The sequence below is a fragment of the Alloprevotella sp. genome (genome assembly GCF_057240785.1).
Map to the genome: position 1 here is coordinate 1 of NZ_DBHHRH010000020.1, position 14,345 is coordinate 14,345.

7 protein-coding genes are annotated in these 14,345 nt (G+C 36.7%); 5 read left to right on the forward strand and 2 right to left on the reverse strand.

The window, feature by feature from the left end; translation table 11 throughout:
- Positions 1-88 precede the first annotated feature (88 nt).
- Both ACO4R2_RS04775 and ACO4R2_RS04780 read right to left on the reverse strand, forming a co-directional pair.
- Positions 89-430 (reverse strand): helix-turn-helix domain-containing protein, encoded by a 342-nt coding sequence (locus ACO4R2_RS04775; protein ID WP_021672407.1) that lies wholly within the window; start codon positions 428-430, stop codon positions 89-91.
- Positions 431-1,178: 748 nt separating this feature from the next.
- A complete protein-coding gene (locus ACO4R2_RS04780) occupies positions 1,179-1,529 on the reverse strand; it encodes a hypothetical protein (RefSeq protein ID WP_484769387.1) in 351 nt (116 codons plus the stop codon).
- Between the two features lie 470 nt (positions 1,530-1,999).
- On the opposite strand from ACO4R2_RS04780, the gene ACO4R2_RS04785 reads away from it, so the two are divergent.
- The 5 genes from ACO4R2_RS04785 (at position 2,000) to ACO4R2_RS04805 (ending at position 13,976) form a co-directional block, all read left to right on the forward strand.
- Entirely contained in the window at positions 2,000-2,611 is a 612-nt protein-coding gene (locus tag ACO4R2_RS04785; RefSeq protein ID WP_484769388.1) for a DUF6088 family protein, read from the forward strand.
- On the forward strand, positions 2,604-3,647 hold the full coding sequence (locus tag ACO4R2_RS04790) for a nucleotidyl transferase AbiEii/AbiGii toxin family protein (protein WP_484769389.1): 1,044 nt from the start codon (positions 2,604-2,606) through the stop codon (positions 3,645-3,647). Before ACO4R2_RS04785 ends, ACO4R2_RS04790 begins: the two co-directional genes overlap by 8 nt.
- 114 nt (positions 3,648-3,761) lie before the next feature.
- The gene (locus ACO4R2_RS04795) at positions 3,762-4,268 is read left to right on the forward strand and encodes a S1 RNA-binding domain-containing protein (RefSeq protein WP_484769390.1); all 507 of its coding nucleotides are present in this window, start codon (positions 3,762-3,764) and stop codon (positions 4,266-4,268) included.
- Between the two features lie 14 nt (positions 4,269-4,282).
- On the forward strand, positions 4,283-12,022 hold the full coding sequence (locus tag ACO4R2_RS04800; protein WP_484769391.1) for a RecQ family ATP-dependent DNA helicase: 7,740 nt from the start codon (positions 4,283-4,285) through the stop codon (positions 12,020-12,022).
- Between the two features lie 13 nt (positions 12,023-12,035).
- Positions 12,036-13,976 (forward strand): 3'-5' exonuclease, encoded by a 1,941-nt coding sequence (locus ACO4R2_RS04805; protein WP_484769392.1) that lies wholly within the window; start codon positions 12,036-12,038, stop codon positions 13,974-13,976.
- The last annotated feature ends 369 nt before the right edge of the window (positions 13,977-14,345 follow it).

Sequence of the window (14,345 nt, forward strand, 5' to 3'; positions counted from 1 at the left end):
GCGTGTGCGGTTTAAGAAACTCATGAAGGAGCGTTTCTTAAACCGAATTTGGGTTGATAGGCTTGGCTTTCTACTGCTATTATTTCCATCAGCGTAATCGTTTGGTTTTAATTGTTACATGTTCTATTCCAAGTTCACTGACTAACTGTGAAAGTCTTCTGAATGCTTCCTCAGTAAAAACCTCCAGATGAATTTCTGCTATAGGTAAAGGACCGGGCTGCCCATTACGTGCAAGAAACTCAAATATTTTGGTAGACTGGATGCCCACCTTTGAAGCGTACATCAGAATTTGTTCAAGAGTCATTGCTGTCTTTCCTCTTTCCCAGCGCGAAATTCGACTCGAACTAACTTTCAGAATAACAGACAGATACTCCTGCGAATAACCATTTTTCACTCTTGCTGACTTCAGCATTTCCAATAACTTTTTCATACTTATAAAGTTACTAAAGCACCGTTACAAGAGCAACCCGCCACATGCAAATGTTTGCACACTATGCAATCCGTCTTGCAGACGGTGCAAGTTTGTTTGTTAGTAGCGGAATACACAGTGTACCAATAAATATAACGAACTAAATCTAAAACATTTTATTACTCTTATATCTTTGTATAATTATTATTGTTTTGTAAAACTCCAGTGCAAGGTGCAAGTCCCTTTATATATAAGGGCTTGCACCTTGCACTGGAAAATGTAGCAGTAAAATCTCTAAATATTTATGGTACAAAGATTTGGAGGTTAGTACAATTTTATATACCTTTGTACCGAAGAAAAGAGAGCAGTTGTGCTTTCAAAAGGTAGTCAGAATGGTAGTCATCAAGCGGTCAAAATACTGCTACAAAAATGCTACACTACCGATTTGTCAAAATTGATAGGATATTTAATTACAACGAGTTAGCAGAGTTTGGTTCATAAACCTCTCTCTCCGCTTCTCATAGCGAGTTAAGCCCCTAAGTTACAACAACTTAGGGGCTTTTTGTTTGGTCATTATTTTGGCTACTTTCGGTATCCATATCTCTATATTTCGGGAACATGATTGTTGCGGTTTTGAAGAAAAAAGGAAATTGTCATTATATTACAATCCGTATAAAAGGCAAGGGGGTACACCACATCCAATCCGATGTTACCAGCGATATTAAGAGATAGGTAATAATGGCTACACCTATAAAAAGAAGTATGTATTTCATTTTACCTTAATTTTTGAAAATATACCATTATAACTTTTGGCTGATAGGCAGTCCATTACCTCCTGGATGTCATTGTACTCTGGGGCACCAAGCCTTGCCTGGCATACATTGACAATTTCCAAGGCCATGTCGGCAGATACAAGGCGTGAATCATTCTTAAAATCTGAGACGAATATGTCCCTAATGGCATTCAGATGTGCTGTATCGAACTCATCGAACGCCACTGCTCCCTTCTTACGAACGGTAAGTTCCACCTCATAATCATCCGGTCTCTCTGCCTTGAAGGAGACCATTGCGGCACCTGTGGATTTGCATTGTTTCAACAATGTTTTGACTATTTCTTCCATTGTAATTCTATTCTTTCAAAATTATTAAACTCTTATAACTCAAACTGCACATGGAAATGATACTCGTTGCACAGGCAGGTGATCTGTCTTACAGTAAAAGTATTTGTAACTCGATGTGTACCAATTTGTTTTGGTTGAAACGATGGAAAAGTGATTGTGTGGACTCTGTGGAGGATAAAAACGATGAACATTTAATGTATTTAACTTTTGTAAACCTCAAAATGTAATAGAATGTGCAATGATTCCGTATAATTTAGCTAAAATCCATTTTTGAGAGCATGATAATGTCTCAAAATGTGGAAACGACAAATAAAATTTTATGGAATTGCTATTTTAATGGCAAGAAATGACCCTTTTTCTGCCAAGAAAACTTAATTTCAAGGAAAAAATATTGTTATTTGAAAGAAAATTACTATTTTGCAGTCGGAAATATTTGTAGTTATTCCGACTAAAATCAAACCAATATCTATATGCAAGACGCTGTAGTTAACAAGATTAAGAGCAAGATTGCTCATGGTAAGTTTGGAGAGGTTTACTTCGTGTCGTCCTTTCCACAATATGATGTGGAGTATGTCACCAAACTGTTGGCAATCTTTGAGCGTGAAGGGCTCATCAGCCGTATAGCAAAGGGGGTCTATGTCAAGGCACGTAAGACTCGCTTCGGTGTCCTATATCCTTCTGCCTTTGAACTGGTGACAGAGATTGCCAAAAGAGATAAAGCAGTAATCATTCCTACGGGAGCCACTGCCGCAAATCGTCTCGGCTTCTCTACCCAGGTTCCCATGAACACAAGTTTCCTGACTACCGGCTCTGGCAGGAAATTGAGTCTTGGAAATAGGACTGTTACCTTAAAACATGGAGCTCCAAGGAATTTTGCCTTTCGAGGGAAGTTGATGCAAGAACTGGTACAAGCATTACGTAGCATCGGCGAAAACAACATCACAAAAGAAGATGAAGGGCAGATTGCAAAGCTACTTGCAGAAACTCCAGAAAAAGACACAATAGAACATGATTTGCTTTTGGCTCCTGTTTGGATGAGACAAATAATCAAAAGAAACATTAAAGGACAAGACAATGAGTAAATGGATAGACTTCTCAAGAGATGAGCGTAGAGCAATGATACAAGCCGTCAGTCAAGCAAAGCAGATAGATGAAGCCTCTGCTGAAAAGGACTGGTGGGTAACCGCTGTTCTTTATGCCATGTTTCATACCAGCATTAGCGAATACCTATTGTTCAAAGGTGGTACAAGCCTTAGTAAAGGATGGAACATTATCAACCGATTCAGTGAGGACATAGACTTGGCTCTGAGCCGTGACTATTTCTTGAATGTGAAGAAACTATCATGTGCCAGTTGTACCTCTAACACGCAGATACATAATCTCCGTGAAAAAGGACAGGACTTTCTTCTTGGAGAGTTTAAATTGGAGTTGGATAATAAGCTAAAGGCTTTAGGACTTGACGTGACCGTACTTGGCGACAATGAAGTATTGGATGAAAACGGCGAACCGAGAAAAGTCCCTCATGATAAAGATCCGTCTGTTCTTTACATTCAATACCCATCGCTTTATAATAACCAAGCCTCATATGCTGTGCCTACTATCAAAATAGAGATTAGCGTATTGTCCATGTCGGAGCCATTTGAAATGAGACGTATATCATCGTTGGTGGAACAAGTCTTCGATGGGGAAAATGTGGATACAGATTTCATTCAAACTATCCGTACCGTCAGCCCTGCAAGGACTTTTCTTGAAAAGGCCTTCTTGTTATGCGAGGAATATCAAAAGGATAAGCCGAGGACACATCGCATGACTCGCCATTTCTACGATTTGGAAAAACTCATGCACACTCCTTACGCAGAGATGGCACTCAAAAATGTAGCTCTCTATACTGAGATTGTGGAGCATAGACGCAAGTTCTATCATGTAGGCTATGTGGATTATGACAAGGAACTACCAGCCAACATTCAGATTGTACCAAATGAAGAACTGGTGTCAGCGTATGAAACGGACTACAACGAAATGAAAGAGAGCTTCATATATGGAGAGCCTCTTGATTTCAAGGAACTCATGCATCGAATTAATTTACTCCAAGAACGTTTCTGGAAGATTATATCTTAGAATCAAAGATGCATCGTTGTTTGTGGTATAATAGAATATGACTGTCCTATACAGGCAAGAAACATGATTGCATGATATAAAAAAGAGTAAAGAAAAATTGAATTTCATAACAATATGGCTTCGGATTCAATAGTTGAGTTAACCGTTGGTGATGTAGTGAAGGCAACGGTGAAGAATATACTTAAAGACTATGCGATAGTGTCTTTCGGTAACATTATGGCTTACTTGCCATCATCTGAGTATTCTTGGGGAAGAGATAATAACCTTAAGAATAAATTAAAGTTGGGTACGGAATTGAACGTTGTTGTTGTACAGATAACAGACAAAGGTGTTATGGTGAGTGTTAAAAGGATGTCTAAAGATCCATGGCTTAATGTTGAAACTCTGTATCAAGTCAATCAACAAGCCAAAGGAAAAATAACGAAAATACTGAATTTCGGAGCTTTTGTTGAATTACCAAGTGGAATTCAAGGCCTTCTTCACAAAAAAGAAATGTCTCCAGATGGTATGAGAGAACCAAGTGAAATTGTATTGGAAGGTCAAGAAATTGATGTCATAATTACTTCTATAGAAAAAGCTAATCGAAAAATATCGTTCTCAATCAAGCCTTTGTTGAATTAATCCTTTGAAGACTAATGAAGCAGAATCTACATATTCAATCGGAATTGATACTGAATCATATCGAGCTGACAGACTTGGATTTGTCGGAACTTCCACCATATCCGATAATAGAGGATAAAAAAGTTCAACCGAGATTTGTTGGAATAGTGTGCAGATGCCGTTCTTTGGATAACTATGCATTTGTAGTAACCAATATGTACGGTTTTAATAAGACCTCAACTCCATATTCTCCAGTTCAACTATATTTGGAAAAAAGCCAGTGGAAGGACACTGCATATTTGAAAGAGGATATGTGGATTACCTTTGAGCTCAAAAAACAGCCCAATCGAGATAGACATGCAGCAATTAATGCAAAATGTCTATCATTAACAAGTGAGGATTATAATATTTGCAGGAATTATATAGGTCGTTATGATAAGATATACGGAACTGTTAATGCTAAGCGATTCAGTGAGTCTATACTCTCTGTTATAGTAGAGAAGTTTTATAGAAAAGCAGAAGGACGGCTGTTAATACTAAATGATATCTATCAAAGAAAATCGCTTGACCCTAAGGAATGGGAACTTTTGTTATCAAATTTGACAACAGAGGAGCGTGATTCTTTTACTTTTAGAAGCGACATAATTGAACCTTCTGCTGTACTTCGGGTGTACTTGTACAAGTACCTAAACTCAATCGATTGGCTCAAACATCCAAGTGTTATTTCTATGATTGGCAAAGAAAATAGTGAATCGGAAATAACCCTTAAACAACTTATAGATAGTTTCGATAATGAAATTGATCGGAACGAATGGGTAGTTTATGCAAAGGATAGTTCCATTTCCAATGAACCCCTAAGACTAAAACTATTTTATTTAACTGAAAGTATTGATGTTTATCATGCAATAGAGAATAAATCTACCATTATAGAACACATGAACGAAGCAGGAGTTCTTGAAGTTAAGAAATTCCTGAAATTTTGCTATATTAATCTGGATGATGTTGATTTTGATGCTGTAATTAATGGCTTGACATATGAAAAACTTCTTGGTGGCTTAAAAAAGATGTCCTCAGACGATAGCTACCAGTTCGTTTGTCGTTTGCCAGAAGAAAAAGCAATAGAAATAGTCACGAGTGAGGATTTCAAAGGAAGTAAACTGTTTACATCTTATATTGGTCAGAAATGGAACACAATTAAGGGAAATATGCCGTATTGTGTCTTTGATCTTGAATCCGATGGTGAAACTATAAGGGAATTCGCTTTCTTCACCGAGGATAATATGAGACCATACACAGGCGAGGACCAAATAAATTCGTTATTCAGAAAACTGAAAAAATCTCCTATTGTTGTAGGTCATAATATTAAACTGTGGGATTTGCCAATTCTTAACAAAAAGGGGTTGCATATTCCAGAAACTACTTTTGTATGGGACACTCTTGAAATTGAAATACTGCTAAATCCATGTAGATATGCATATTCTTTGCATACAGAGCACAATGCAGAAGCTGATACAAAATTAACCAACGAACTGTTTTGGAATCAACTTTACAGATTATCCACAGATGAGCACTTAGTTGAACAACTGCGGGATGTTCTCCCTGATAATATTGGGACGATAATCAGTTCATTGCGTGTCGATTATTTTTCAGAATACTTCAGAACTACTGCCAATCTTGAACGTCAATTTTTCCAAGAGTTACGTCCAATATCAGACGAATTAGTAGAGAACCTAAACCAAATTTCAGAAATACCAGAGACAGAGGCAACGTTGTTAATTGCCCCAAGTAATTTGTGGTCACGTCTGGCTCAATATATTCCATTGTCATTTCCTGGCTCCAAAACTGGTGCTGAATATAAGAGTATAGACATCAATGTTCTTAAGGAAAAACAATTTAAGGATGTTATTAAACAATGTATTCTTGAACGTTTTTGCGTAGTTTCACGTACTCCCGTACTTGAAAATTTAGCTCAATATCTTCGAGTTATTGATACAGAAAGCAATAAATTATCATTTACAGAGGAGGAGTTACAAGACTATTTACACTACTATGATAGTCATATTGATTGTATAGATGTCACTTCGTTCGAGGATGAAAATATCCTATCTAAGGATTATAAACATATTTTTATTATTGGCACGGAATTAGAAGACAGAGTTCATAAATGCAAGGTATGCGACAATAAAACATTTGCTGATTTGATAGCATGTGGAAGTAAGCTTCCTTTCACTATGGCTTCAACAAATTTTGCCCCAGTCAAAGGTGACGAGATTAGAAAACTCGGCATAACAAAGCCCGCTCTTGCTGCAAACATTTGGGCGGAGAGAGAACGAAATGGGCAGTTCGCTTTTTATTTAAATTATCAATATCAAGCATACAGAAAGCAATTTCTAAATCACTTCAGACTTAAACCGCAAGTACTGAAGTGGACGTTTTCTGGTAAAGATTATGGGCATATTAACTTGACTCAGGTTAGTAGAAACCGTACTGCTGATATGGTGATGCGTGTTAACAGTTCTACAACTCAAAGAAGTAAGTATTGGTTGTTCCAAATCGCTTTGTTGAACAAAATACATGAAACTAATATAAGTCTACCTATAGTATATGTTATTAACGATAAGAAAGAAATTGAGAAATTAACAGAATATGCAATTTCTCAAGGTTACTTTATCCCATCAAATGGAAATGGATTCCGCAAACTCGAATATATTGGCAACCATCCCAATGGAATGGTAATAATTACAAAGCAAGAGTTTATTGATGGTGTGGGGTCATATAGACCAGATAAACCGTATTGTTATGTCTGGGATAATATGGACATTGATAGGTACATGTTAATGTGGGATAAACTTCCCTTTGATGATGATTTGGAAGAAGATGCGGATGATGAGCGTGACGATAAAGTTCATCATACAACACCACGTCAATGTATTCATGCAGCATGGCCTATTTATGAGCATTATTGTTCATTAGTAATGGCAAATAGTGAGGCTACACAGTTTTATATCATAGATCCGCATTTTGATGACTATGAAGATATAGCAAATAGCTGCCAAGCCCAATCCTTTAAGGTGGATTTATGGGAAAAAGATACTGATTACAATGAAGCTCTTGATAACTCAGGTCTATATTTTGATGATAGTAGAGGCAAAGAAGAGGATATAGACACCAAAACTGCTATTGAGTTGATCCGCAAGCACTTTATTGGTGATTATCAATGGAAACCCACACAAGAAGAAGTCCTTCCGTTTATGTGGGAGAGGAGAGGAGACTGTATTGTCTCAATGCCGACAGGTGAAGGAAAATCAGTATGTTTCCAAGGCCCGGCACTTTACAGAGCTTCAATTACGAAAAAACTATCCTTGGTTATAACACCTTTAAGGGCTTTAATGCAAGACCAGGTAGAAGAACTACATAAAAAAGGGTTTGCAACTAACGTAGATTATCTTAGTGGTGACCGTCAGCGTCCAGAGGTTGAAAACATTTACCGCAAAATACGCTCCGGTGAAATCGCTCTGTTGTATATCACTCCGGAAAGATTCCGTGTTAAGTCATTTATGAATGTCCTGTTCCAACGTTTGGAAATGGATGGCGGTCTGGAGTATATCATTTTTGATGAAGCTCATTGTATTTCACAATGGGGACAGGAATTTCGCCCTGATTACCGAAATGCCGTTCTAACTTGTATTGAACTAAGAAAGCAATTTGATTTTATGTTCGCTTTGTTTTCTGCTACAGTTACAACTCAGGTAGAATCTGATATACGTTCTTTCTTGCCCGATATTCAAAGATTGGGACAAACGGCGGAGGATTATAATCCGATACGTCAACATATAGGAATTTCATTTTCTTTAACCGAGCATGAGGATGATGCAAGAATTAGTGAGATTGTACAATTTATAGAGGACAAGCAGATAGATTTCTCATTGAGTTGTATGATTGTTTTCTGCCGTACTCATAGACAATGTGAGGAAACTGCAGATGCATTGTCTGAATTGGCATCAAAATCTTCTCCTGATAGTATTTTGAACAATTGTATAGATAAAATTGGTTTTTATCATGCAGGTCTTGATGCTGATTTACGAAATGATGTTTACGAACAATTTAAGCGAAAAGAAGGCGTAGACCCATTATATATTCTTTGTGCAACAAAGGCATTTGGTATGGGAATGGATATACCTAATGTCCATTATGTAGTACATTACAGTCCTCCTTCTGTATTGGAAGATTATTTACAGGAAGTGGGCCGTGCCGGACGTGATGAAAAACAATACAAATTGGCATTCGAGGATGGAAAGGATAAAATTCCAGCCCTGTGTTTAACGTCTAAAGAAGATTTTAGGAAACTAAAGGAACTGCTTGTCAAAAGTCAGATGAGTTGGTCTAACTTGACTGATGCTAAAGATAAGATTGTGGAATTCATAAAGCGTTTCCAAACGATTGAGCAAACAAAAAACTCCCCAATTGTAGTTCCTTTTAGCGTTTGGGTAAAAAATGCAGAAGATTTTAATGATACCACTGCATCAAGATTGGCTTTCCATTGGTTAGATCATATCGGATATATTAAGCAACGCTATCTGTCACAGGCATGTCTTGACATTACTGTTAATGACAATGATGGTAAGTCGTCTTCATTAAAACGGAATCCTGTTTATCTATATTTGGAAAAGAATGCTCAGATAAACGGAGAACGTTCACTTGTGTCTATGAATGATATGAGAAACAGTTTACGTATGTCTATGCCAAAGATTATGAACCAAATAATCTTATGCATGGAAAGTGGCTTATTGGAACTAAATGAGACTATGAATTGTAAACTTGTTCCTCGTCGATTCTGCGAAGCCAATTTTATGGTTAATCATGATAGAAATGATTTCGCTTTACACATCGTTTTTGAAGGTTTGAGGAATCTTCTTTCAGATTGCAAACAAGGTAAAGTTAGAATAATTGGCCAAAATGAACGTGAACACATATATAAACATTTGATGGATGATGTAATATATGATGATATCTTTGAAGATAATGGTGTAAAATATATGCCTTGGAAAGCCGAAGTGGATAATCCTCCAAGGCTGGCAGTTACTAAATTTGATACTTTCAAAAAGAATATTTTAACACGCATGGGTTCTCAGATGTTTATTCTATTAAATTATCTCCCCATGGTTAACTATAAAGTCGAGAATCTTGATGATGATGTAATATGCCAAATCAAACTTAAAAACGGAGAATGGCAAAACTATCTTGAACAGTTAGAGAGGGATTGCCTTATTATGATAAAATATGTTGTAGAAAAGCCAGAAGAGTTCTGTTGGGCTAAAGTAATTATAGACCTTGGGTGGACTAAAAAAGGATATAGATATTTTGAAGATCTTCTCTCTATTCTTTACCATCTTGCATATGTTGAACATTCTCCACTAGTAAAAAGTGGAATAGAGGTTCTTGCAACGGAATTAACTGAATCTGAAATACAAGATGGATTATCAGAGGACACCAACATGTTTGCATTTCGTAAAGAATTTGATGACAATGAGAAAATAAAGAAAGTTCGCCTCTCTTGTATGGACATTTTTACAAATGTCGATGCAAAAGAACAAGGTACTTATATTCAACGATATTTCCAGAGTAAGGACTATGAGGACTATTTGAGCTTAGCCGGAGATTATGTCCCCGAAGGCTCAGACATAATGTCTGAGTTGACAGAAGAAGCTCTAAAAGCAGAAGAATCGAAGTTGGATAATAACGAAGAACAAAAATGTATATATGAGCAACCCACTAATAAGGATGTTAATGTTATGGCTGGACCTGGGGCTGGTAAAACTCATGTCCTTACCTTGCGATGCGCGAGACTCATTTATAAAGAACATGTAGATCCATCCCACTTGCTTGTACTAGCATATAATAGAGCTGTTGTCGTTGAACTGCGTAATCGCTTGAATAGCTTATTTACAAAGTTAGGAATGAGCAGAATTGCGCATCAACTTAATGTGTACACATTCCACGCATTGGCAAAGAAATGTTTAGGGAAAAAACTTGATAACATATCTACTGAAATGTGGGAATATGAGTTCTATAATTATTTAACTAAACACGTAAGGGATTTTAAGGCTCGTTTCCCTAACATCGAATATGTTTTAGTGGACGAATTCCAAGATATCACAACTGTCCGCTTGGACTCCCTGCTTCGTATTCATCGTATATTCAGAGATGCTAAGTTCTTTACTATCGGAGATATAAATCAAAGTATTTATGGATTTGATAGAGTTCCAAAAGATAATTTTGGCAGAAAACTCATGCTTCAACCTGAACAGTATGCAGAAATACTGGATCCAAGGCCATATTATCATAAACTGGATAGTGAAATACATCCTGTGCAGCTGTCAATGTTTACAAATTATAGATCATATCAAAAGATTTTGGATAAAGCTTCTGAGTTCATACAAGAAGGTAATATGCCAGTTTCTGCACAGTCTATAATGAAATATGAACCTACAGATCCTTATGTTGAGGAATATGACAATATCAGAGATAAAGGACATGTTTGGTTTAATGACATCATTAATGTGGTTAATTGGGCGAAGTCTCAGAATATCGAAGCTGACCAAATACACGATAATGATGCTCTAAAAAAAATACGCCATATAGATACTATTGCAGTGTTTTTTAGAACTAATAATGAAGTGTATCGTGGTTATTCCAAAATTAAAACTTCGCTTCCTGAAGATGTTAGAATTAGAATTCAAGGAGAAAGTCTGGGAGAGTTCTGGCGAGAAAGGGAAATTTATTATTTGATAGATACGCTTAATCGCTATCCAAATCAAAAGATTGATTTGCGCAATAATAAGACTGCCAACGGAATAAAGGAGTTCCTAAAAAAGAAAATGCAAGAAACTCCTTCATGGGATTCATATACATTAGATATTGCTTATACTCTGGTTCTGAACTACATGGACTCCATTCGTTCAGACTATGATTCGCATACATGGAAAGACTTGGCTGATTATATTGTAGATATTGCTAGCCGTGATGATGCTGGTCAAGTTTACAAAATATATGAGAATTATCGTAAACAGAGAATTCTTCAAGAGACACCATTGACAATCGTTTTAACAACAATGCACAAAGTAAAAGGACTGGAGTTTGATGTTGTTATAACGACGCCATCATTTGCAAGTTTGCCTTTACGTCCACATCGCGAATATGAAGAAGGTGAAAGTCCTAATGTAGATGATATAGCTGATATGGACGAAGAACGAAGACTAATGTTTGTCGCTTATACGCGTGCTAAAAAACGTTTGATTATATATAAAGCAGAACGTGAACGGGCCTTATCTCAAAGTTCTATTTATCTTGCGCCTGATTATCCTGCACTAAGATATACAGAGCCGAAACCGGGTCTGGATAAATATTACTTGTCATATACAGCCCAAAATAGAATCTTCGAGAATGTTGATTCATACGTTCTTAACCAGATAAAAAAAGATGATCCCGTTGAAATTGTAAGAGATCAATACGGCAATTATTTTATTGTTCATAAAGGTCATTACATAGGCCGTCTTTCAAGTCGGAGTACTATAAAGTATCGGGCAGAAGAGGACGGAAAGACATTATTGAAAGACTTTTTTGTCAGCAATGTTTTTGTGTGGACATATGAAGATACGCTTGCATCTGATAATGCAAATAATACGGATTTTGCTACCAGATGGTCATCTGCAGCAATACAACAAGGATATATTAATATAGTACAAATAGCAGGATTTGGTACACCAAATCCATAAAAAAGTATAAGATATGGAACAGATTAAAAATGATCTCCAGCATGTTTATGATCTTTCTGTTGAATCGTTCAACAAGAAAGAGTATTCTGCTTTTTTTCGTAATATCCGTCCTGGGATTGAGTATTTATCTCAATTTTTAATCTATGACTTCCTAGGTAATGAAGAAGAAGCTGAGGATTTGATAAATGGTGATACGTCTATTACTAAAAGTAGAGATGACAACTCATACTCTATTTCATCTTATCCAGCAAACTTCAAACCTACAGGAAGAGTATTCTGTGAGTTATTTCCGAAAGCCTACTTTTGTAAGCACCGAGACGTTACATCTAGGTATGCAAATGAAGAAAAGAAACGTATAAAACGAGGCTTGGATAGTTGTAGTGCCGAAATGTGTCGTTACTATAGCATCGCAAGCGAGATGGGTTCTCATGCAGGACGTTCAGCTATGGATGTTGAAGTTCAAGCTCGGGGATGCGCAGCATTCTTTATGGGTTTTTTGGATTATATTTCAAGTAATCGAATTGCGAGTAATGCCGCGATAGCTTTTCTGGGAAAATTTGAAAAATTTGTTTTTGGCGATGTTGATAATACAAGTGATTATCAGATTCAAATAGACAATCTTATTAAAGAGTCAGAAGAAAAAAATGCTGCTTTGTTAACTGCGCAGAAGATGCAATTGGAAGCAGAGCAAAGTAAATTACTCGCAGAGCAAAGAACAACGGAAGTCGAGTTGCGCAATAGAGAGCTGGAGGATCAGATAAAACGGTTACAAGAATTATTAAACAACCAAACTGTAATAATTGATTCGCATGATGAAAATGCCGATGAAGAAGGTATAAATGATATGGAAGCTGTTGATGCTACTGGTAGTGAATCTACTGGAGGTACATATTCTGGACGTATTAATAGTAGCCATAATTTCAGACGAATTCTTCAAGGAGCAAATGATTGGGACGTTACAGAGGAAACAATGGATGACGACCAACTTGATTTAATTGAATATACAGATGATAAATCAATGTTAGTCGCTGGTTGCGCTGGTAGCGGAAAATCTGTAATAGCAATGCATAAGGCAGAACAATTACATAAAAAAGGGCAAGATGTTATTCTTATTGCCTATACAAGATCGCTTAGCCGTTTTATGAAAAATGGAAAAGCAGACTCTTCGTTTAGGTTTTTTCATCATCATCTATGGAAATATAAATTGAAAATGCCAAAGGCAGACTATATTATTGTTGACGAGATTCAGGATTTTACAAGAGAAGAAATACAGGAGTTTATTAATGCGACCAGAAAACATTTCTTGTTCTTTGGAGATACTGCTCAATCTATATATAGACAATATGGTAAACAAACCATGACAATTGCTCAGATCGCTGCTATGACGGGGCTAAATACGTTACAACTATTCAATAACTATCGCTTGCCTCGTCCTGTTGCGAAAATAACGCAAGACTATGTTGGTGTTGATGTTCAGGAGTATAAAGAAAAGGTGTATCAGAACAAGGAAACAGAACTACCACATTTAATTCATTTTGATAATGAACAGAAACAAATCGAAGTACTTTTAAGATTAGTAAAAGACAATGTAGGAAGAAACATTGGAATCTTGTTGCCTAATAATCCAGAGGTAATTCGAATAAGTCAAGAATTTATGGATAATGATGTTGAATGTGAGTTCAAATATAATAAGGGCGATAATGATTTCGAATATGTGGATAATTTGGACTTTAATACAGTTTTACCCAAAATATTAACCTATCATAGTGCTAAGGGACTTCAATTTGATATGGTAATCCTACCAATGTATAATGGCGCAAATGACGATGAATCGAGGAAGGCACTGTATGTTGCTATGACTCGTACTATGCACTCCTTATTTGTACTGTATTCCACACAATCCTTGCTGCCGCCTTTGGATAGGGTTCCTTCTCATCTGTATCTTAAGGAATAGGTAAGAAAGAGCAGTCATAAAGGACATCACTAAAAAGTGGTGTCCTTTCATTTATAATAGGGGATCAACATTGATTTCACGTGAGCATTTTACTGAAAAGACATTTTCAAACTATTGCTGTCCGGTAAACTTCCAAACGGCACAAGAAAGCTTCCCGAAGCCCTTTAGAATAGGACTTCGGGGTTTCATTTTCAAAAAGCAAGCCCCCTAATCAAATAATGATGGTTCCGAGGGTGGGGATTTAGCTCTTTCAGCCCAAATTGCACACTCATCCTTTTGGGGATCTTCCATGAAAGCGATGAAATTGGTGTAATAACCCAAATTCGGTTTAAGAAACGCTCCTTCATGAGTTTCTTAAACCGCACACGC